The 21,589-nt window shown below is 66.0% G+C and carries 18 protein-coding genes and 1 pseudogene; 13 read left to right on the top strand and 6 right to left on the bottom strand.

The window, feature by feature from the left end:
* Window positions 1-934: 934 nt before the first annotated feature.
* A complete protein-coding gene (locus GNX95_RS08045; protein ID WP_163506482.1) occupies window positions 935-1,573 on the top strand; it encodes a hypothetical protein in 639 nt (212 codons plus the stop codon).
* Window positions 1,574-2,096: 523 nt separating this feature from the next.
* Here GNX95_RS08045 and GNX95_RS08050 read toward each other — a convergent pair.
* Window positions 2,097-3,074 (bottom strand): DnaB-like helicase N-terminal domain-containing protein, encoded by a 978-nt coding sequence (locus GNX95_RS08050; protein WP_163506483.1) that lies wholly within the window; start codon window positions 3,072-3,074, stop codon window positions 2,097-2,099.
* Between the two features lie 745 nt (window positions 3,075-3,819).
* On the opposite strand from GNX95_RS08050, the gene GNX95_RS08055 reads away from it, so the two are divergent.
* Window positions 3,820-4,443, top strand: a complete 624-nt coding sequence (locus tag GNX95_RS08055) for a hypothetical protein (RefSeq protein ID WP_163506484.1) — start codon at window positions 3,820-3,822, stop codon at window positions 4,441-4,443.
* A 659-nt stretch (window positions 4,444-5,102) separates the two neighbouring features.
* A pseudogene (locus GNX95_RS08060) lies at window positions 5,103-6,360 on the top strand (IS256 family transposase).
* Between the two features lie 93 nt (window positions 6,361-6,453).
* On the opposite strand, the gene GNX95_RS44215 reads toward GNX95_RS08060, so the two are convergent.
* The gene (locus GNX95_RS44215) at window positions 6,454-6,975 is read right to left on the bottom strand and encodes a hypothetical protein (RefSeq protein ID WP_425483894.1); all 522 of its coding nucleotides are present in this window, start codon (window positions 6,973-6,975) and stop codon (window positions 6,454-6,456) included.
* Here GNX95_RS44215 and GNX95_RS43040 point away from each other — a divergent pair.
* Entirely contained in the window at window positions 6,859-7,230 is a 372-nt protein-coding gene (locus GNX95_RS43040) for a hypothetical protein (RefSeq protein ID WP_246281536.1), read from the top strand. The genes GNX95_RS44215 and GNX95_RS43040 overlap by 117 nt on opposite strands.
* Before the next feature lie 297 nt (window positions 7,231-7,527).
* On the opposite strand, the gene GNX95_RS08070 is transcribed toward GNX95_RS43040, so the two are convergent.
* Complete coding sequence (locus GNX95_RS08070) at window positions 7,528-8,874, bottom strand: amidohydrolase family protein (RefSeq protein ID WP_163506486.1); 1,347 nt, start codon at window positions 8,872-8,874, stop codon at window positions 7,528-7,530.
* Window positions 8,871-9,974 carry a CoA transferase gene (locus tag GNX95_RS08075; RefSeq protein WP_163507920.1) on the bottom strand — a complete coding sequence of 368 codons (1,104 nt, stop codon included), beginning with the start codon at window positions 9,972-9,974 and terminating at the stop codon, window positions 8,871-8,873. Before GNX95_RS08075 ends, GNX95_RS08070 begins: the two co-directional genes overlap by 4 nt.
* 170 nt (window positions 9,975-10,144) lie before the next feature.
* Between GNX95_RS08075 and GNX95_RS08080 the strand changes: the two genes are divergently transcribed.
* Together GNX95_RS08080 and GNX95_RS08085 are read left to right on the top strand one after the other, a co-directional pair.
* On the top strand, window positions 10,145-11,455 hold the full coding sequence (locus GNX95_RS08080; protein WP_163506487.1) for an NtaA/DmoA family FMN-dependent monooxygenase: 1,311 nt from the start codon (window positions 10,145-10,147) through the stop codon (window positions 11,453-11,455).
* 80 nt (window positions 11,456-11,535) lie between these two features.
* Window positions 11,536-12,747 (top strand): cytochrome P450, encoded by a 1,212-nt coding sequence (locus tag GNX95_RS08085; RefSeq protein WP_163506488.1) that lies wholly within the window; start codon window positions 11,536-11,538, stop codon window positions 12,745-12,747.
* Here the strand turns inward: GNX95_RS08085 and GNX95_RS08090 are convergent.
* Window positions 12,734-13,327: a TetR/AcrR family transcriptional regulator gene (locus tag GNX95_RS08090; RefSeq protein ID WP_163506489.1), complete on the bottom strand. Its 594-nt coding sequence runs from the start codon at window positions 13,325-13,327 to the stop codon at window positions 12,734-12,736. The genes GNX95_RS08085 and GNX95_RS08090 overlap by 14 nt on opposite strands.
* A 134-nt stretch (window positions 13,328-13,461) precedes the next feature.
* On the opposite strand from GNX95_RS08090, the gene GNX95_RS08095 reads away from it, so the two are divergent.
* From GNX95_RS08095 to GNX95_RS08115, 5 genes are read left to right on the top strand one after another with little or no spacing between them, the layout of a single operon-like run.
* Window positions 13,462-13,944 carry a nuclear transport factor 2 family protein gene (locus tag GNX95_RS08095; protein ID WP_425483875.1) on the top strand — a complete coding sequence of 161 codons (483 nt, stop codon included), beginning with the start codon at window positions 13,462-13,464 and terminating at the stop codon, window positions 13,942-13,944.
* Window positions 13,941-16,241, top strand: coding sequence for a xanthine dehydrogenase family protein molybdopterin-binding subunit (locus tag GNX95_RS08100; protein WP_187369657.1), 2,301 nt, complete (start codon window positions 13,941-13,943; stop codon window positions 16,239-16,241). Before GNX95_RS08095 ends, GNX95_RS08100 begins: the two co-directional genes overlap by 4 nt.
* Window positions 16,238-17,104, top strand: coding sequence for an FAD binding domain-containing protein (locus GNX95_RS08105; protein WP_163506492.1), 867 nt, complete (start codon window positions 16,238-16,240; stop codon window positions 17,102-17,104). Before GNX95_RS08100 ends, GNX95_RS08105 begins: the two co-directional genes overlap by 4 nt.
* Window positions 17,097-17,585, top strand: a complete 489-nt coding sequence (locus tag GNX95_RS08110; RefSeq protein ID WP_163506493.1) for a (2Fe-2S)-binding protein — start codon at window positions 17,097-17,099, stop codon at window positions 17,583-17,585. Before GNX95_RS08105 ends, GNX95_RS08110 begins: the two co-directional genes overlap by 8 nt.
* A complete protein-coding gene (locus tag GNX95_RS08115; protein ID WP_163506494.1) occupies window positions 17,569-18,405 on the top strand; it encodes a mycofactocin-coupled SDR family oxidoreductase in 837 nt (278 codons plus the stop codon). The genes GNX95_RS08110 and GNX95_RS08115 overlap by 17 nt, the downstream gene beginning before the upstream one ends.
* Before the next feature lie 93 nt (window positions 18,406-18,498).
* Here GNX95_RS08115 and GNX95_RS08120 read toward each other — a convergent pair whose 3' ends face one another.
* Window positions 18,499-19,662, bottom strand: a complete 1,164-nt coding sequence (locus GNX95_RS08120) for an acyl-CoA dehydrogenase family protein (RefSeq protein WP_163506495.1) — start codon at window positions 19,660-19,662, stop codon at window positions 18,499-18,501.
* Between the two features lie 49 nt (window positions 19,663-19,711).
* Between GNX95_RS08120 and GNX95_RS08125 the strand changes: the two genes are divergently transcribed.
* Both GNX95_RS08125 and GNX95_RS08130 read left to right on the top strand, forming a co-directional pair.
* Window positions 19,712-20,800 carry an acyl-CoA dehydrogenase family protein gene (locus GNX95_RS08125; protein WP_163506496.1) on the top strand — a complete coding sequence of 363 codons (1,089 nt, stop codon included), beginning with the start codon at window positions 19,712-19,714 and terminating at the stop codon, window positions 20,798-20,800.
* 13 nt (window positions 20,801-20,813) lie between these two features.
* Window positions 20,814-21,560 (top strand): SDR family NAD(P)-dependent oxidoreductase, encoded by a 747-nt coding sequence (locus tag GNX95_RS08130; protein ID WP_163506497.1) that lies wholly within the window; start codon window positions 20,814-20,816, stop codon window positions 21,558-21,560.
* Window positions 21,561-21,589 lie beyond the last annotated feature (29 nt).

Raw genomic sequence — 21,589 nt, forward strand, 5'->3', positions numbered from 1 at the left:
CGTCGGCGGCCCGCCGGCACCGGTTCCATGAACAGGTCGTCCACACGACGTCGGCATCGATCGCCAGCCTTATCAGACCTAACCGGTAAACCTTCGGATATTCGTTCTCACTTTCCGCTGTTACTCGTTGGTTGTCGACAGTGCCTCCGAACTGGTGTTTCGTCGGATTTGACATCCCAACACTTCCGGCTATTGCTGGGCAATCAATGCCGTTTGTACGGGGTTTCCCCTGGCCGTTGCCGAACTCTCGTTGTGGTCGGATGCAAGCGCACCAACGCTCGACGAGATCTGATGCGCATGTGCGTTAGCCGGAGAGGAGTCAATCAACGGACAGGCCGCCAGTCGTCGGTACTCGCGACTTCGGCCGAGACTTTCGATGACACCAGCTGCGCGACTGGACTTCTGACGCCGCCACCAAGCCGTCCAGGGACGCAGGACAGCCACGCCGTCCACGATACCGGTGGCGCTAGCCAGGAACGGGCCGTCCGACTCCGAACGCGTTGACCGCCCCGGCGTGCGCTCCTTAGTCCGGTCAACAGCTCACTATTGCCTCCAGCTACGGCTAACGCAACTTAGGGACTATAAAGCACAAAAGCGACTAATTTGATGCAAGGACGATCCTCCGGAACCACTCGTTAGCGCCGCCAAGTACCAGCCCAGGCAGCTGTTGAGGACAGAACTACGCGCGACGGACATGGCTCACGTAACGCCGCTGCGCGATAATATGGCGATGCATGAGGCTGACCCCGTACCGCTCCATGAGGATGACTTTCGACGTGAGCGGAGGTTGTTGAGCCCTGCGATATTCCTTTGGCCGAACGGTGAACTCGACCAGTGGCCGCCGCACACGGACGTGATCCCGAGGGACGCCTGGAGCCACATCATGGGTCTCACGACCCACGTTGCATTGGAGTCGTCTGGCCGAGCGGGCTCTGTGATAGCGCGGCTCAATCAGTTGCACAGCGACTGGGTGTTCTCTTGGCCTGACCCTGAGACCGCTCCGTACGTTGACTACCCGTCTCTCATCGCGGGAGAGGAATTCGACGCCTTGGTCTTCAACGCGCTACATGGCTATTATCGGCAGGCGATTAGCTGCCTACGCGTAGCCCTGGAAACGCTGACGATGGCGGCGAGCTTCGCCGTCGTTGATGACATGACCTCGTTCATGTCATGGCAACGAGGCACCCTCGAGACGAAGTTCGGGCGTGCACGCGCGTCGTTGCGCGACAGCGCAGCGGGGAGAAAAATCGAAGCAAAAGTATTTCCGCATTCGATTTTCGGTAATTCCGACAACGCATGGCTAAAAACTCAGTACAAACGGCTATGCGACTACGCGCACAGCCGCGCGGGTCATGACAACGGCTGCTTCTGGGAAAGCAATGGGCCGCTGTTCGTTCCACGAGCACTCGAGACGGTGGAACGAGAATTTCGCGAGACTGTCGCATTGTGCTACCTGCTTCAACGGCTTGGGTCACCGGCGTACGCCCCGAAGCAAGGGCAACGCTCGCTGCTGCGAGGGCCAGTGGACGGCTGGTCCGACTATCACCCTGCACTAGCCGAGTGGTTACTGTAACTGGCATTCGCACGAAAGGATCCGCGTTTCAAGCGCAGGGATTGCCCTGGCGACTCTGTGGCGTTGGTCCCGTCACTGACACGGCCGCGCCGGCGGCCCGGCGCAGCGTCCGTTCAGTCAGTGCCGTGTGGAACCCTGCGCAGTAGGTGAACCCGAAGCTGGCAGTTCCCGCCAGAGTTTCCGTCATGATGCACCAACCGCATGCAACCTCGCTAACATCCGGCATGCCTGTCATCGCTCTCCACGCGACGGCCGCGCGGGATTGCGCCTTCGCAATCAGCATCCCTTGCAGGCATCGCACTGATGTACATCGTGACGGCGGCAGTCCGCGTCACCCAAGCGCGTCTGCTTCGCCTGAAGCGCCACTCCAGTCACACCGGCCTGGACAGGGCTCTTGCGCAGAACCGCGTATGCAGGAACGCGCACCACCACTCCGCAGCAGCGACAACCGAAATCATCCAAGTACTGCGTCGACCCCGGCCGTGGAACACACCGCTCCAGCTCATCGGGCTGTCCAGTCAGGTCAACGATCGTGACCTCGATCGCGATCGCGATCGAGGTCACGTTGAGAGACAGCTGGGCGCGCCGTCGTCGGCGGTCCTCCTTGTTGTACGGCCTGTCGGGTCGACACCGGAGTGGCTGCGCCGAGGAGCTTTGCCGCAAGATTCTCCTTTCGCGTCATCCGGGAGGCGGCATCGCGGACTTCTTGGTACGCGGCCTGGGCTCGGTGGAAGACCTGCGTCGGGTCGAGAGCTGGCTGTTGCGCGGCTTGCTGGACGAGTGCGGCGGCGTGGCCGACGCGTTGAGCGAGCGCGCCACGCATGATGATTTCTGCGTGGAAGTTGAGTGTGAAGATCGAGACCTCGCCGGCCAGTGGTACGAGGCGGTCAATTGCTGCTCCTCCACCGCGACGTTGTTGTTCCCAGGCGACGGTGACGATGTCGACGTGTTCGCCGCGTTGATGCATGCGCTTGGCGATGTCGAATGTGATGCCTAGTTCGTCGTCGGAGAAGTCGTACCGGTCGAGCCGATCGCCGATGTGGTCGAGTGCTGTCGGTTGGTTGAGGACGATGCTGATCACGGCATCTTCTGCGCGGTGTTGTTCGTCCTGTGTCGGTACGTCGTCCAGTGGGAGGTTGCCGTAGTTGAGCGTTGGTTCGCTCGTCTCGGTGAGGCTGGTGGGATTGTCGTCGCCGCGGACGCTGGCCCATCGTTGTGCCGCGTGTTCGATGTCGGTCGCTGCTTGCTCGACCATGTCGAGCATTTGAAGCAAGTCAGGGGATTCGCTGGTCTGCGCGACGCGTACGCCGTACTCCTCAGCGTGCCGGCGGATGCTCGCCTCCAGCACCATCGCTGCGTACAGGTGCGGTTGGGCTTTCTGCGGGCGAGCGGCCATCCAGGTGTGCATTTCCACCGGAGATACTTGTGGTCGCTGAGCACTGGCGGCGATCCGCTGATAGAGGCCGGCAGGCGAAGGATTTGCGCCGCCTTCGGACACCATTTCACGCAGTTGGCTGAAAACCACCGCGTGCTTGGCAGCATAGAAGTCTTCAGGTCTTATCGAGGCGGGCGTCGAGCCTGACGATCTTGCTGTCCAGGTCGATGGACGAACTCTGCTGGAGCACTTCCGCAGCGGCGAGCGCGACAAGTCCGGCCGCTGGTGTGCTCATGAGGCATCGCGCGCTCGCTTGTTTCAGCGCCGCCCGCGACGACCCGCTTGATCTGGTCATGCGGCGTCGCCGCGCAGTGCGATCGGTGTAGCCGAGGCAGGACCTCTTATGGTGTTACTGGGTGCGGGCCGCGGTGATCGCGACCACGACTTTCGTTATCGCTATTGAGGGCACTCCGTTTGGGTCGAGAATCGGGCTTTTCAAGCGTATGGAGTGCAATTGCGTGACGAGTCCGCCGGGCGGACACCATCCTTGCTCCGGGAAACCCTTACTCATCCAGGAGCCACACGTGGACATTCTTGTCCCCGTCGCTCGCGATGGCCTCGGCCCCGTCCATCGGCACTGAGCGCGATCGACCACGGATGCTCGGTGTCGCCACCGAGAGAGTCGATCCGAACGCCGCTCGGTTGATGTGTTGGCCATGAGTTCTCGGTTTGCCTTCTTCGCTGCGCCAAGCTCGTCATCGCGTTGGGCCACCTGGCCGCGCAGATGACCGGCGAGGAGCTCACGGTTCACTGGTGCCCGGTTGCGTAAGCTGCTTCGCGACATCATGTGCAGCCGACCAGGGGGACGTCGATGACGGACGGCGCCATCGAGCGGCTCCGCGCCGGTGTATCGGGTAGGGATTACGCCTCGATGGCGCGACTCGCCAAGGCGTTATACGACAGGAAGCTTCGTACGCGGGAGGTCCTGCATGAGTGCTACGGAGCAGACTTTCCCTCGGAGTTCTTCGCGACCGCCGGGGAGCGGCTGCGCCGTCCTCCACTGCTGGTGATCTTCACCAACCTGCCGTGGAAGCTGGTGACCCTCGGCGAGAGCAGTCCGCCGTCCGCGCCTTCGGAGGAACTGGAGAAACGGATCTTCGCCCGTGATCCCGATCTGGTTCCGCTCGTGCGGCTCATCGGATCCAGGACCACACGCGAACGTCCGGTGATGTGCTACCGCCTGAGCGAACTCCGGGCTGGCAGGACCGCTGTGTTCAGCATCAAGGCCACTGCCACGGCCCGCGACCCGATCACGCGGCACGGCGAGTCTCTGCTTGACGTCGTGCGTGCACACCACGCAAATGTGCTCCAGCACATGGAATGGCTCGTGGACCAGCCGTGGAACCGGGGATTCGGCGCGGAGGACGAAAAAGCCATCGACGAAGTGCGTTCCCTACTCGAACGAATCGAGGAACTACAGCGACAAGCCGCCTGACAGCCGCCTGACAGCCGCCTCGCGCCGAGAAGAGTAGGGGCGACTGTGGCGACGGCAGGATTCGAGTCGCCGAGATACCGGTAGGCGATGTCGAGCCCATCGGCTAGCGCCTCCCGACGGGCCAGTTCGACCTCCATACCTTTCCTCGACCGGCGTTGACCAAGCAAGCTCATTCAACAACTCCAGGGCGTACTCCCGAGCAGGGTCAGCGGCGTCGCGAGCGATCTGGATGGCGAACGGGATCACGTAGTAACCCGCTTCGTACAACGTTCCCTGGAGAACGATTTCCCATCGCCGGAGTCTCGAATTACGAGGCATCAACCAAGGGTTCACTCACGTTCGCCCGTCCAGCCTTCCCCTTCGCCTGCGACACCCGGATGGAACGAGCACCGCTTGGGCTTAACCACCTGAGCTTCGCACCCCGCAGTCACCCGCGACGCACGTCAGGCTGGGGACAGGTCCACGGATGTCCTGTGAAGTCTCAAGACACGTTTACCCGTTTGTTCTCGATAGATGCTTGACCTCGACGGAATCGTGATGATCATGGTTCGTGTCTCGTAAGGGACTGTAATTTAAACGGTGTAACTCCTGGGACGTAGGAGGCACCAGTGACTGATGTGGCGGTGGGGCGGGCGCCGGATGGGGCGGCGCCGGCGGCGGTGGATGTGCTGGATGAGCAGCTGGTTCGCCAGCTCGCGGAGCGTGCGCGGGCGGAAGGTCTGAGGTTAACCGGTGAGGGTGGGTTGCTGTCCCGGTTGACCAGGATCGTGGTGGAGTCTGCGTTGGACGGTGAGATGGATGATCATCTCGGTTATGGCAAGCACGATCCGGCTGGCCGTGACGGCGGGAACTCGCGCAACGGGAAGCGGTCCAAGACGTTGTTGACCGAGGCCGGGCAGGTGCGGGTCGAGGTTCCGCGGGATCGGGATAGCAGTTTCACTCCGATGCTGGTGCGTAAGGTGCAGCGGCGCCTGGCCGGGTGGAGGACATGGTGATTTCGTTGTCCGCAAAGGGATTGACGACCGGTGAGATCTCCGCGCACCTGGCCGAGGTGTACGGCGCCGAGGTGTCCAAGCAAACGATCTCCACGATCACCGACCGGGTGCTGGAGGGCATGGCTGAGTGGCAGAACCGGCCGTTGGACCCGGTGTATCCGGTGATCTTCATCGACGCGGTGAACGTGAAGATCCGCGACGGGAACGTGGCGAACCGGCCGATCTACGTGGCTCTGGCGGTTACTACCGAGGGCACCCGGGACATTCTCGGGTTGTGGGCCGGTGAGCACGGTGATGGGGAGGGCGCGAAGTACTGGCTGCGGGTGCTGTCTGAGATCAAGAACCGCGGCACGCGTGATGTGTGCATCGTGGTTTGCGACGGCCTCAAGGGCCTGCCCGAGGCCATCGCGAGCGCGTGGCCCCAGGCGATCACCCAGACCTGCATCGTGCACCTGCTGCGCAACAGTTTCCGTTACGCCAGCCGGAAGTATTGGCCGCAGATCGCCGCTGACCTCAAACCTGTCTACACCGCACCGTCCGAGTCCGGGGCGCTGGATCGGTTCGCCGAGTTCAGCGGAGAAATGGGAGACCCGCTACCCGGCGATCGTGAAACTGTGGGAGAACGCCTGGGCCGAGTTCGTGCCGTTCCTCGTTCGTGCCGTTCCTCGCCTTCGACACCGAGATCCGCACCGTCATCTGCACCACCAACGCGATCGAGTCGATCAACGCCCGGATCCGCCGCGCCGTGAACGCCCGCGGCCACTTTCCGACCGAACAGGCCGCCATCAAGTGCGTCTACCTCGCGCTGATGAGCCTGGATCCAACCGGCAAAGGCCAGAAACGCTGGTCCAACCGCTGGAAAGCAGCCCTGAACGCCTTCGAGATCACCTTCCAAGGACGACTGTCAGCAGGCCGAAAATAGACTAATCAGAAATCAGTTACACCATTTTCTTGACAGATTTCTTGACAGACCCTCGACGTCCGCCGACCTCATCGATCGAGATCGCGATCCCGATCAAGGTCGCGCTGGGGCACCACTGGCCGCACCGTCGATGGCTGTCCTCCCCGTTGTACCGCTCGTTGAGACGACACGGGATTGGCAGTTCCGACGAGTTTTGCGGCGAGGTTTTCCTTGCGGTTCATCCGGGATGCAGCGTCGCGTATGCCTTGGTAGGCGGCCTGGGTTCGGTGGAAGAGTTGGGTCGGGTCGAGTGAAGGCTGCTGGGCTGCTTGCTGGACAAGCACAGCGGCTTGACCTACGCGTTGGGCGAGGGCACCGCGCATGACGTTTTCGGCATGGAAGTTGAGAGTGCCGATGGAGACCTCCCCGACCAGCGGGATGAGCCGAACCACTGCTGCTCCCCCGCCGCGACGCTGCTGTTCCCAGGCAACCGTGACGATGTCGACATGCTCGCCGCTGGTGCATGCGTTTGGCAATGTCGAAGGTGATACCGAGTTCTTCGTGGGCAAAATCGTACCGGTCGAGCCGGTCGCCAAGGTAGTCGAGTGCCCTGGGTTGGTTCAGGACAATGCCGATGACGGCGTCCTCGGCGCAACGCTGTTCGATCTCGGTTGGTACGGCGTCCAGCGGAAGGGTGCCGTAGTTGAAGATCGGCTGGCTCCTCTCGGTGAGCTGAAATGCTCGCCCGTGACGACGATAGCGACCGCGGGGCGGTGGCACTCCACGCATTGGCTGCCGACACTGATCTGTACCGCCGCCTGCGCTTGCGAGCAGCATCTAGCGGTAACTCATATGGCGATGAACGTTGCGACGCCATTACCGAATCACTGACTCGAACACCATTGCTCACCACAGATGGGCACTTCTCAAAGACAGTCAGCGACGCCAGTAATGTCGATCAAGCGGCTTCGGGCGATTAAGAGCACGCCTGGAAGCTCCAGTAACTCCACATGAATGCCTGTCGTAAATCGACTGAATAGGCACCAGAGCTCGGAATCGTCGAGCTGCAGGTCCTCGCCGTCTCACAGTGCCTCAGTAACAATTCCGAAGCTCGACCGACCGGGGAGCAGTGCTGATGATCATGCTTGGCGTAGCCCGATTGTCTCCAAGGTGCCACTTCGGCGACGGTCAGACCGGCTGGAGGTTTCCGTCGAGAACGACGGCGCGAACCGGGTCGGAGTAGCCAGGCGCCTCGGCCAGTGGGCCGTGCAAGACAATGAGGTCGGCCGCGGCGCCCGGTCGTACGCGGCGAGCCGGGCCGCCGGGATCCTCCGGCGGCGCCAGGTAGGCGTCCAGCGCCTGCCGGAAACCGAGCCGTTCCGACTGTCCGGCCACCTGTCCTGACGCCGTTCGCCGGGATACCGCCACCTCCATGATCGACCACGGATCCAGCGGCCCGTACGGAGCATCGCTGGACAGCGCGACCGGCACACCCGCCCCGATCAGGCTGGCGCAGCGGTAAAGGTCGAGGTGGTCGGCGACGTCCCGGAGAAAATCGTCGCCGCGATCGTGGAGGAACCCGGGCTGGGTGACCACCCGTACACCCAACCGTACGAGGTCGCCGATCAACTGCTCGGGCACCAAGGCGGCATGCTCGATCCGGTCGCCGGGGAGTGCGCCGGCGGCGTCGAGTGCGGAGACGAGTAGCACCAGCGCCTCGCGTGTCACGCAGTGCGCGGCGACTGGCCGGCCGGCCGCATGGGCGGCGCGGATCCGCTCGACCAAGTCGTCATGGGCCGGAAGCCCGGAGTCGGCCAGCACGATCTTGTACGGCCCCGCCATCGGTCCGCTGCCTGACAGCGAGACGCCGATGGGTACGCCGAGCAGGCAGACCCGACCCGCCAGCGCACCGCTGGCCATCGCGCCGGTGATCGCGTCGATAGCGGTTGGGTCGAGATCCGGCGTCGCATCGGTGACCGCGGTGATGCCGGCCCGCAGCAGCCGAGTCCCGACCTCGCCCAGGTCGGGCGGGTCGCTCGCGGGCAGCCGGGAGCGCAGCCAGCGGTCGGCGCGCCATAGCCGGCCATCGGCCTGCTCGGTGCCGATCGCGGTCAGGGCCGCGGTGTTGAGCAACCACAGGGCGCCGCTGCGGTGTTGGACACGGACCGGCACGTCGCTGCGCAGATCATCCAGCGCGGCCGCGTCCAGCGGCCCGGCGACCGACTCGACATACCCGACACCCCGGATCCACCCGTACGCGTCAGTGGTCGCGCCAGCCAACGCGGCGGCCAGCCCGGCCCGGTCGGTCACCTCCGGTGGCCCGCACACGACCGACGTGGCGCGGGCCGCGATGGCGTGCAAGTGCAGGTGGTGATCGCACAACCCGGGCAGCACCGCGCCACCGCGGCAGTCAAACATCTCTTCGCCCGTCTGGTGGGCAAGAGCCGTCCCGACCTCCACCACGCGGCGGCCCGATATTCGTACGTCGGCGCGGAAACACCCGTCGACGTCGGCGTTGCGCAGGAGCAACGTCATACGCGCAGCTCTGCCAGCACCTCGGCGGTGTGCTCGCCGATCCGCGCCGCATACCCGTTGACCGGTGGTCGCTGCGGCTCCACGACCGGCACGGTCCCGTCAGCACTTTGTTCGTCGGTCAGGGTTGCCGCGACGACGTCGGCCATCGACACGTCGAGCATCACGCCGGCTGGCGCGTAGGCGACCATCGCGGCGGCGGTCAGCCCGGTCAACGGATCGGCGATCGCGTCCCCGCAGAACATCGGCCCGGCGTCGTCGTACGCGACCAGACCGCTTGCCGCCGCCACGTCATCGCCGAAGCCCACCCGGTTGCTGCCCCGCCCGTACGCGGTGATCGTCACCCAGGTCTTCCCGGCCGCTACCGCGGCACGGGCATCCAACCCGAAGCCGGCCAGCGCCCGCGGACGGGACGCTTCGATAACCACGTCCGCGGCCGTCACCAACGCCGCCATCGCCGTACGTCCCGAGGCGTCAAGCGGATCAAGGCATACCGAGCGATGGCCGGCGTGCAGCAGGCGATAGAAGTCCGGATTCCCGGCACGGGCGCCGTCCGGCCGCCACGGGGTCTCGACCTTGACTACCCGCGCGCCAGCCAACCCCAGCAGCCGCGCGCACAACGGACCGGCCCACAACGCGCTGAAGTCCACCACCAGCAAACCACGGAGATCGCGCGGCTTGCCTTTGACAACAGTGAAATCCGCGACGCGGCGGGTCACCGGCCCGGCGGCGACCCCGAGCAGCTCGGCTCGCTCGGCCAGCTCGGCACCGGTGTGCGAGCGCAGCCATTCAGCGGCAACGGGCCACGGATCACCTCGCACCTCTTCGCCGACCAACGCGCCCAGCAATGCCGGATCGTCCGGCCGCGCAACGGAAACCGCCGCCCAGCCGTCCACAGTGGACAGCAGCCGGCAGGATCCGCCAGGTGACACGGAGCCTCGCCGTCGATTCCCGGTGAACGCCGCACGCTCGGACAGCAGGCGTGCACCATCCAGCCGTACGCCGGTAGCCGCCGCGAACTGATCGGCCATTGCTGTGGCGACCGAAGCTGCCCGGCCGGGCGGCACGACCGGCGGACCCGCGGCACGCCCAGTCAGGGCCATGACTCCGCTGCGGGCCCAGTCGGCTGCGGCATTCACGCGTACAAGTATGCGGGATCATCACTCTCCGCGCGTAACTTCAATCAATCGATTGACGCAACGAGCTCTGGAGGTGTTCACTACTGCGACGTGGAGTGGCGTAGACCACGCAGGCCGGGAGGGACGAGGAACGCATGTCGGATCGACGCTATCTGCACCTGAACCTGGTGGGGAACGACATCAACCTCCACCAGGGCGCGCTCACGTACGAGCGCGCGCAGGTTGACCGGCCACCGCAGGATCCCTTCGCACGCCTGCTGGAGTACGGAAAACTCGGCGACGAAGGGCTGTTCACCGCCATCTTCCTCGGCGACGTCCCGGGCGCGGTGGGCTCGCCTTCGCCCGACGGCGGGCCTGCCGAACCAATCACCGCGCTGACCGCCATGGCGAGCGTGACCCGGTATGTGGGCCTGATCGCGACCGCCTCGACGACGTTCTACGACCCGTACACCCTGGCCCGGTTGCTCGGCTCGCTCGACCAGGCCTGCGACGGGCGAGCCGGGTTCAACGCGGTCACCACCGCGGGCGACCATTTCGCGCTCGCGTACGGCCTGGCGGCCCATCCCGACCGGGAGACCCGCTATCGCCGCGCCGACGAGTTCCTCGAAGTGGTCAAGGCTCTGTGGGACAACCGCGAAATGCGTACCGACTCCGACGGCGTACGCCGGCTCTATCCGACCTGGCTCACGCACCACGGTGAGTTGTTCCGCGTCGAAGGCGCGTTGAACCTCGCGCCCAGCCGGCAGGGTCGCCCGATGATCGCCCAGGCCGGCGGTTCGGGTGCCGGGATCGCGGTAGCGGCCAAGCACGCGGAGATGGTGTTCACGAACGCCACCACACGCGAGGGCGCGGCCGCCTACCGCGCGGATCTGGACAAGGCGCTGGTGCAGGCCGGGCGGCCGCCGGGCAGCGTTCCGGCCATCCCCGGGTTCATCCCGTTTCTCGGCCGTACGGCCGCGGAAGCACAGGAGCGGCTGCGTGCCCTAGACGACCTCGTCGATTGGGAGATGCTCGCGCCGCTCGCGCTGGCGCAGTTCGGGATCTATCGCACCTACGACGACGTGAACGCCACCTTCCCAGTGGACGAGCTCCCCAGGCCCGAGGACGTCGAGAAGACCATCACCAGCACCTTCGGCAACTACGTGGGCCTGTACAACTGGATCCAGGAACACCCCGGCGCGACGGTACGGGACGTGACCGCCCACGCCATCGGGCGCGGCGGCGCGACGCACCGCAAGTTCGTCGGTTCGTACGACGAACTGGTCGACGACCTCGCGCTGTGGCATGAGGACGGGCAGGTCGGCGGCTTCAATCTGATGTTCGCAGCCGGGCACCTCTCGATCAGGGAGTTCATCGACGAGGTCGTACCCCGTCTCATCGACCGTGGCATCTACCGCCCGACCCCGGACGACCGGCCGCTGCGCGAGCGCTTCCGCCCGTCCTGACGGATTGACACATCTCGACATCGGTGCCAATCTGGCGCTCACTATGCTGTGCAAGTGCTCAGCATCGCACCGAAAGGAGAATGTCGGTGACTCCCGCGACCGGCCATGCCTATTACGACCCATACGACGTCGAACTGAACGCCAACCCGTATCCCATGTTCCGGCGCCTACGCGAGGAGGCTCCGCTCTATCGCAACGAGCAGCACGATTTCTACGCGCTAAGCCGGTTCGAGGACGTACGCCGCGGCCTGGCCGACCGCGAGACGTTCAGCTCCGCGCGGGGCGCGATCATCGAGCTGATCAAGGCGAACATCGACATTCCGCGCGGCGTACTCATCTTTGAGGATCCGCCGATCCACACCGTGCATCGCAACCTGCTGGTCCGAATGTTCACACCGAAGAAAATCCGTGACCTGGAGCCGAAAATCCGGGAGTTCTGCGTACGCAGCCTGGATCGGCTGGCCGGCGCCGAGCGGTTCGACTTCGTCGCTGACATCGGCAAGCAGATGCCGATGCGGGTGATCGGCATGCTGCTGGGCATTCCGGAGCAGGACCAGGAAGCCGTCCGCGACCAGGTCGACGCCGAGCTGCGCACCGAGCGGGGCCGGCCGATGACCCGATATGCCGAGCAGGGCGACTTCGCCAGTGGCGAGATTTTCGCCGACTACATCGAATGGCGGGCCGAACATCCTTCCGACGACATCATGACCGAGTTGCTGAACGTCGAGTTCGCGGATGAGACCGGCACGACGCGGCGGCTGACCCGCGAGGAAATCCTGACGTACGTCACCGTGGTGGCCGGCGCCGGAAACGAAACCACCACCCGGCTGATCGGCTGGGCCGGCAAGGTCCTGGCCGAGCATCCCGACCAACGACGACAGCTTGTCCAGGATCCATCGCTGATCCCGTCGGCGATCGAGGAACTACTCCGGTACGAGCCGCCCGCACCGCACGTGGCGCGTTACGTCACCCGCGATGTCGACTATTACGGCCTGGCCGTGCCTGAGGGCAGTGTCATGATGTTTCTCATCGGCTCGGCAAATCGTGACGACCGGCAGTTTCCCGACGGTGACCGTTTCGACGTACGGCGAGACGCCCGCCAGCATCTCACTTTTGGCATGGGCACTCACTTCTGTCTCGGGTCGGCCTTGGCCCGAATGGAAGGACGGATCGCCCTTGAGGAGATCCTGAAGCGATTTCCGGAATGGCAGGTGGACGACGATCAAGCGCGAATTTCTCCCACGTCCACCGTTCGCGGCTGGGAAACACTGCCGGTCGTCATCCCTTCGTAGCGAAGCCCTCCAACTGGTCCAGATAGCGGTCCATGAAGTCGATCGCGTCCTTGTGACCCAACGAGAAGTCGAGCTTCTCCTCCAGGGACATGACCCGCGCGACGGATGTCATGAGCACGACGAGCGCCGCCGGAGTGCACACCTCGCGGGGAATGTGATAGCGCTCCATGACCGCGGCGACGACCTCGAGCTGCGCGAGCCGGAACTGTTCGGAATAACGCCTGACCTCGGCCCGGATGGCTTTGCGATGTTGGGCCAGCGAGGCGATTTCCATGATGAAGCCGGTGCGCTCGGCATCGGTGTTGAACTCCCACAACGACCGCAGTGGCCGTTCAGACTCCAGCAGCTCCCTTTGCCGCTGAAGCCCTTCTTCGGCGCGCCGGCGGAACATGGCCAGGAAAAGGTCGTCCATCGTACGGAAGTAGTAGTGCACCAACTGCGGCTTGAGGCCGGCCTTGTCCGCGAGGCGCCGCGACGTCACCGCGGCGTACCCGTCCGCCAGCATCAACTGCTCGGCCGCGTCGAGCAGGAGCGTGCGGTTTTTCGCGTCGGGCGCGCCAATCCGCCGCTGCGTCGTCACGTCTGTCCACCTCCCTGGTAGCGCTGGCACCGCAGCCATCGTAAGCCACCCTTGACCGGGCTCGTACGCCCATGCTAAGCATCTGCACAACAAAAAGCTAAGCGACTGCACAGCACTCGTGAATGGGGCATGCGGTGATCGACACCCTCGACGACATCCAGGCGATAGCGGCCCTGAAGTCACGCTATTGCCGGACCCTGGACACCAAGGACTGGTCCGGATTCCGTGCCCTGTTCGCCGATGATTTCGTCGGCGACAACACCGAAGCCGGCGGCAGGGTGTGCGATGGCGCCGACGAGTTCGTCGCCTTCGTACGCAAAGCCCTCGCCGGCCGGGTCACTGTCCACCACGTGCTGCAGCCCGAGATCGAGCTCACGTCACCGGTCGAAGCACTCGGGATCTGGGCGATGCAGGACTTGGTACGGCTGCTGCCCGGGCTGACGATGCACGGCTTCGGCCATTACCACGAGACGTACGAAAAGAATGTGGGGAAATGGCTGATAAAAACGTCCCGGCTGAGCCGGCTGCGGGAGGACCTGCGAACGCCGGTCCTGACCCTGTTCATCTCCGACCGGATCAAGCGGGGGCTGCGCCTGGCCGTCCTGCGCCGCACGTGAACACCGGCGCGACCCGCTACGCGGGCACCCGCGTGCGCCGCGTCGAGGACGCGCGGCTGCTGACCGGCCACGGCACGTTCGTGGACGACGTCGTACGCCCCGGGATGCTGCACGCCTGCTTCGTACGCAGCCCGTTTCCCCGTGCCCGCATCACCGGGATCGACCCGGCCGAAGCACTCGCGCTCGACGGCGTACGCGCCGTTTTCACCGCCGCGGACCTAAATCCGGACGTACGCGAGCAGTGGTACACGCTGACCGGCAAGGACATCCCCGACACCCCGCGTCCGCCGTTGGCCGACGGCGAGGTGCGGTTCGTCGGCGACCCGGTGGCGCTGGTGGTCGCGGCGGACCGGTACGTCGCCGAGGACGCCGCCGACCTTGTCACCGTCGACTACGAACCGTTGCCGCCGGTCGTTGACTACGCCACCGCCCACGAGTCGGCGGAGTTGGTGCACCCGGACTACCCCGGCAACCTCGCCGGCGAGATCGCCCTGCCCGGCATTGAGCCGGCGTTCGACGAGGCACCGCACGTTATCGAGCGGACGATCCACCAGCAGACATACGCACCGGTGCCGATGGAGACCCGCGGCCTAGTCGTCGAGTGGTCGGCGTCCGACGGTGCGTTGACGATCTGGGCGGCCACCCAGGCGCCGCACGAGATGCGCCTGTTTTGCTCTCGACTGCTGGGAATCCCGGAACACCGGGTCCGGGTGATCATGCGCGACACCGGTGGTGGGTTCGGCCAGAAGGTGCTGCCGATGCGCGAGGACATGTGCGTCATGCTGGCCGCCAGAAAGCTGCCGGCCGCGGTGAAATGGATCGAGGACCGGCGGGAAAACCTGATGGCGGCCAGCCAATCCCGGCACGAGCACGCCGACGTACGGATGGCCTTCGACAACGACGGCACAATCCTGGCGACGCAGATCAATTACGTCCAGGATGTCGGCGCGTATCCGACGCCGTGGCCGGTGCAGACCGCCGCCGCTGTCGGCATGCTTTTTCCTGGCCCGTACCGCGTCCCGCAGGGCACGTTCTCGTCGAAGTCGGTCTTCTCCAACACCGCCGGCCGCGCCGCGTACCGCGGACCGTGGCAGTTCGAGTCGGTGACGCGCGAGGTGCTGCTGGACGCGGCGGCGCGCCGGATCGGCATCGACCCAGTCGAGCTACGCCGGCGCAATCTGTTACGCGGCAACGAACTTCCCTACGCCAATCCCAGTGGCATGCCGTACGACCACGTCAGCCCGCTGGAGACCTTCGACCACGCCATCGACCTGCTCGACTACCCGGCTTTTCGCCGTGAGCAAGCACAGGCGCGGGCGGCGGGTCGATATCTCGGCGTCGGCACGTGCAGTTATGTCGAGCCCACCACGGCCGCGATGGGGTTGCACGCCACCGAGGGCGCCACTATCCGGATCGAGCCGTCCGGCACGGTGAACGTCTATCTTTCCGGCGGCTCCACCGGAAACAGCCTGGAGACCACCGCCATCCAGCTCACGGCCGACGCACTGGGCGTCGATATCGCGGACATCAACACAATCCAGGGCGACACCGCGATCACACCTTTCGGTGGCGGGACCGCCGGCAGCCGCTCGGGCTCGATGATCGCCGGTGCGATCGCTGCGACCGCATCGGTGTTGCGCGACCGGATAGTCGCGATTGCCGCCCATCGGCTGGAGGCGTCGGCTGACGACATCGAGCTGACCGGCAGCCGCGCGACCGTACGCGGCGTGCCAAACGCCGGAATATCGCTGGCCGAGATCGCATGGCTGGCGTATTTCCAGGTCGATGCACTGCCAGCTGGCCTGCCAGCCGGATTGGAGGCGAGCGGCCGCTATCGGCCCCAGAACCCGATTATCTGGGCCAATGCGACCCATGTGTGCACCTGTGAGGTCGATGTCGTGACCGGTCACGTACGGCTGTTGCGCTACATCGTGACCGAGGACTGCGGCCCGATGATCAACCCGGACGTGGTCGAAGGGCAGATCGCCGGCGGCACAGTGCAGGGAATTGGCGGTGCGTTGTACGAACATCTCGCGTACGACGAGGACGCGAACCCGATCACGACAACATTTATGGACTATCTGATCCCGACCGCCGCCGAGGTGCCCATCATCGAGTACGGCCATGTCGAAACACCCGGGCCCGGACCGGGCGGGTACAAGGGAGTCGGCGAAGGCGGCGCGATCGGTGCGCCTCCCGCGGTCATCAACGCGGTGGCCGACGCGCTTGGTGTGGAGGTCACCCGGCTGCCGCTTACTCCAGCCGCGATAGTGGCTCTGCTTGAGGAATCGCGATGAAGCCGGCCGCGTTCGCCTACCACGCACCAGCCACTCTCGCGGAGGGCGTCGCACTGCTGGCCGAGTTCGGCGACACCGCGAAGATCATCGCCGGCGGACAGAGCCTGATCCCGATGTTGGCGCTGCGGCTCGCGGCCTTCGAACACCTGGTGGATATCGGCCGCCTGCCGGAACTCCGCGGCATCGAAAAGGGCGAGGCGACCGTACGCATTGGTGCCGGCACCACGCAGGCGACGATCGAGCGGTCCGCGGCGGCAGTGCCGTTGCTCGCCCGCGCCACCCCGCTGATCGGCCATTTCCAGATCCGCAACCGGGGCACGCTCGGCGGCTCGATCGCCCACGCCGACGCGGCAGCCGAATATCCGGCCGTGGCGCTCACTCTGGATGCCGACATGGAAGCGATATCGGCGGCCGGCCGGCGAAACATCCCTGCCGCGGATTTCTTCACTGGCATGTGGAGCACCGCGCTGGCCGATGACGAAGTGCTGGCCAACGTGACTTTTCCCGTGTGGCCCGGGCGTACCGGATTCGCCATTGAGGAATTCGCCCGGCGGCACGGCGATTTCGCCATCGCCGGCGCGACAGTCGCGATCGAGGTGGATGCCGGCAACCGAATACGCCGGTGTGGCATCGGGCTGTTCGGCCTCGGTTCCACGCCCGAACGGGCGGTTACGGCGGAAGGCGATCTCACCGGACGCGACATCGCCGATGTCGTGCCGGACGACCTTGGCCGCACGGCCGTGTCCGGGTTGCGGTCCGTCCCCTCCGACCTGCACGGGCCGGCGGAATACCGGAAACGCGTTGGCGCCGCGATGGTCGCGCGCGCCTGGCGCCGAGCATGCGCGGAGGCGCGGGATGGCTGATGTCGAGATGACGGTCAACGGCACCGTACGCCGGGCCACCGTCGAGCCGCGGCTGACGCTCGCCGATTTTCTCCGGCTGCATTGCGAACTCACCGGCACGCACCTGGGCTGCGAGCACGGCGTATGCGGCGCGTGCACCGTACTCGTCGACGGCGACGCCGTACGCGCCTGCCTGGTGTTCGCCGTGCAGGCCACTGGCGCGGACGTCACCACGATCGAAGGAATCGCCAGCGCGGACGGCGAACTTTCGACCGTACAGGCCGCTTTCCGCGACCATCACGCCATACAGTGCGGCTTCTGTACACCCGGTTTCATCATGTCGGTCACCGCGTTTCTGCGGGACCACCCGGAACCCACCGACGGGCAGATCGCCGAAGCACTGTCCGGAAATCTGTGCCGCTGCACCGGATACCAGGGAATCCTCCAGGCCGTACGCGCGGCCGCCGACCAGAAACGAGGCCACGATGCCAGGACGAGTTGACGGCAAGATCGCCTTCATCACCGGCGCGGCCCGCGGCCAGGGCCGCAGCCACGCCATACGGCTGGCACGGGAAGGCGCCGACATCATCGCGATCGACGTCTGCCGGCAGCTCGACGACGTGCCCTTTCCGATGTCGACACCCGAAGATCTGGCCGAAACCGTGTCGCTGGTTGAAAAAGAGGGCCGCCGGATCGTCGCGGCCGAGGTGGACGTACGCGATTTCGCCGGAATGAAGGCCGTCGTCGACCGCGGCGTCGAACAGTTCGGCCGGCTGGACATCATCGTCGCCAACGCCGGCATCGGTACGTTCGGGCGCCCACTTTCCGAGCTGGACGAACGAGTCTGGCGCGACATGCTCGACGTCAACCTGACCGGCGTCTGGTTGTCCGCGAAGGCGGGGATCCCCCACCTGGTCGACGGTGGGCGCGGCGGCTCGATCGTGCTGACCAGCTCGGTCGGCGGCCTGAAGGCGTACCCGAACACCGGCCACTATGTCGCCGCCAAGCACGGTGTCGTCGGGGTGATGCGTACGCTCGCCGTCGAACTGGCGCAGCACCACATCCGGGTCAATTCGGTGCACCCCAGCCAGGTCAACACCCCGATGGTGATGAACGAGTCGACGTACCGGCTTTTCCGGCCAGACCTGGAAAGTCCGACCGTCGACGATTTCGCCCCGGTGTCGCAGCTCGCGCACATGTTGCCGGTGCCGTGGGTCGAGCCGGAGGACATCAGCAACGCCGTACTGTTCCTGGCATCGGACGAGTCGCGCTACATCACCGGCGTACCACTGCCCATCGACGCCGGCAGCATGCTGAAATAGCCCCGGCCGCCGCAGGCGACCTCGACTGGCGGGATTTGTTCCACTCTCGGCATCGAGAGTGGAACAAAGTCCGGCACTCGACACCTGATCCGGTCAGGCCGGCTCGCGCGGCAGTCCGAGGCCGCGTTCGGCGATCTGGGTCCGGAGGATTTCGTTGGCGCCGCCGGCGATGGTGTACGCGCGCGAATAAAGCCGCGCGTCCTGCCACCACCCGCCACCGATCACCTCCGGATCCCCCTCGACCAGCAACCCGTCGACGCCCTGCAGCCGGACTCCGAGCTCCACCAGATCATGGTTGAGCTCGCTGAAAAACACCTTGCCCATCGCCGCGTCCGCCGGCTGTTCGCTGCCGCGCAACATCCGGGAACGAGCCAGCCCCACCATCGCGGCGTTCACCCGCACCCGGGTGGCCAGCTCGCCGATTTGCTGCCGGATCGCGGCGTCCGTCAGCGGGCCGGCCAGGCCCAGCAAGTCTTTCAGAGCCGCGAAAAGCTCGACGCCGCGTGCGGCGACGCCGGAGCGTTCGCGGCCGAGGCTGCTCATCGCGACCCGCCAGCCGCCGTTGACCTCGCCGATGACGTTGCCGGCCGGAATGCGTACGCCGGTCAGGAACACCTCATTGAAGTCGGTCGATCCGGTGATCTCACGCAGTGGCCGGATGTCGACGCCGGCCGAGCGCATGTCCAGCGCGAAAGCCGTGATGCCGCGATGTTTCGCCGCGTCGGGGTCGGTGCGGGCCAGCAGATAGCCCATGTCGGCATGCTGGCCGTTGGTCGTCCACACTTTCTGGCCGTCAACGACGAACTCATCGCCGTCGCGGCGCGCCTTCGTACGCAGTGCGGCGAGGTCGCTGCCCGCCTCGGGCTCGCTGAACAGCTGGCACCAGACATGCTCGGCCGTACGAATCAGTGGCAGGAATTGAGCTTGCTGCTCCTCGGCTCCGAACTCGATCAACGCCGCGGCCGCCAGCGTTCCGGCGCCGATAGGCGGCCAGGTGCGGGCGCGGGCGATCTCCTCGGCGACGATGAACGGCTCCAGCGGATGCGCGTCGGGCCGGCCACCGTACTCCGCCGGCCAGTCGATCCCCAGCAGCCCCGCCGCGTACAACTTCGCAGTCCAGGCGCGGATCCGCGGCACGAGGTCCGGCTCCGGCGCACGTACGCCGGCGTGCGCCTTGACGCCCGGCGCGTGCTCGGCGATGAACTCCCGCACCCGCTTGCGGAACGCGTCGAGCTCCGGCGTCGCAGTCAACCGCATGCACCGCTCCTCACTGGTCCCTCAACCTAAAAGAGTATACTTTGTTGCGATGGACTTTGAACTGACCGACGAGCAGGAGATGCTCCGCGACGCCTCCCGTGCCCTGTTGGGCGACCGCGCTCCGATCGGCGTCGTACGCGCCCAGGGCACCGATGTGGACCCGACGCTGTGGCGGCTGGCGGCGCGACTCGGCTGGCCGGGCCTGGCCCTGCCGGAGCAGCACGGCGGCGCCGGTCAGGGCCTGGTGGAGCAGGCACTGGTCGCCGAGGAGATCGGGCGCGCCGCCGCACCCGGACCATTCCTGCCGAGCGCGACCGTCGGACTCGGCGTGGTGCGCGGCGGCTCACCCGGCCTGCGGGCCGACGTGCTGCCCGCACTGGCCGCCGGCACCGCGTACGCGACCTGGGCTTTCGCCGAGCCACACCAAATCTGGACGCCCGACGGCGTACGCACCACCGCGCGCACCGACGGCGACGCGGTGGTGATCGACGGGGTCAAGACCGCCGTACCGGACGCCGGCGAAGCGCGGTGGCTGCTGGTGACCGCCGTCCACGAGGGCGCGCCGGTGTCCTTTCTCGCCGACCGCGACACCGAGGGAATCACCGTACGGCGGCAGAAAACCGTCGACCTGATCCGCGCCTTCTACGAAGTGCGGCTGGACGGCGTACGCGTCGATCTCGATCGCCGCGTCGACGGCTTGCGGCGGCAACTGGACGACGCGTGCGTGCTGCTGGCGGCCGAGACGCTCGGCGTATTGGACCGGATGCTGGAGATGACCGTCGCATACCTGAAAACCCGGGTTCAGTTCGGCCGGCCGATCGGCAGTTTCCAAGCGGTCAAACACATCTGCGCCACGATAGCCATGCAACTGCACGGCATCCGGGCCTCCACGTACTACGCCGCGATGGCCGCTGACGCCGGGTCGGCCGACGCCGCCCAGGCCGCGTGCGTCGCCGCGTCGTACGCCAGCGACGTCGCGGCGCAGGTCGCCGGCAACGCACTCCAACTACACGGCGGCATCGGCTTCACCTGGGAGCACGACCTGCACCTCTATCTGCGCCGGGCGCAGGCCAACGCGGTGCTCTACGGCGACGCCGCGATCCACCGCGACCGGCTCTGCGACCTGATCTCCGCCTGACAAGGGGAACACGTTGGAAATCAAGGGAAAACAGGCTGTCGTCGTCGGCGGCGCGTCCGGCATGGGCCGTGCGACCGCGGAGTTGCTCGCGTCCCGCGGCGCCGACGTGGCCGTGCTCGACCGCGCGGAGTCGGACGGGGCGCCGGCCGACTGCCGCTTCCAACCGGTCGACGTCACCGATTTTGAGGGCACTGAAAAGGCACTCGCTGCGGCAGTCGACGGCCTCGGCGGCCTGCACGTCATCGTCACCACGGCCGGCGGCGGCGTCGCCCGACGTACGCTGAGCAAGGACGGGCCGCACGACCTGGCCACCTTCCGCCGGGTGCTGGACCTCAACGCGGTCGCCACCTTCAACATCAGCCGGCTGGCCGCGGCGTACGTCAGCGGCAACGACCCCGAGGACGGCGAACGCGGCGTCATCGTCAACACCGCGTCCATCGCCGCCTTCGAAGGCCAGATCGGCCAGGTCGCGTACAGCGCCGCGAAGGCCGCGATCGCCGGCATGTGCCTGACGATGGCCCGCGACCTGGGCTCGCTGGGGATCCGGGTGCTGGCGATCGCGCCGAGCCTGTTCGACACCGGCGCGGTCCGGAAAGTCCCGGACGAGATGAAGGCGTCGTTGGTCAGGGACGCCGCTTTCCCGAAGCGGATGGGACGGCCGGAGGAGTACGCGAAGCTAGTGCTGGCGATCGTCGACAACCCAATGCTCAACGGGCAGTGCCTTCGCCTCGACGCCGGTCAGCGGTTCGGACCCCGCTGACGACTAGAATCAGGGTACGCAAACCGCAG

Origin of the sequence: Fodinicola acaciae (genome assembly GCF_010993745.1) — a bacterium.
Taxonomy (GTDB): Bacteria; Actinomycetota; Actinomycetes; order Mycobacteriales; family HKI-0501; genus Fodinicola; species Fodinicola acaciae.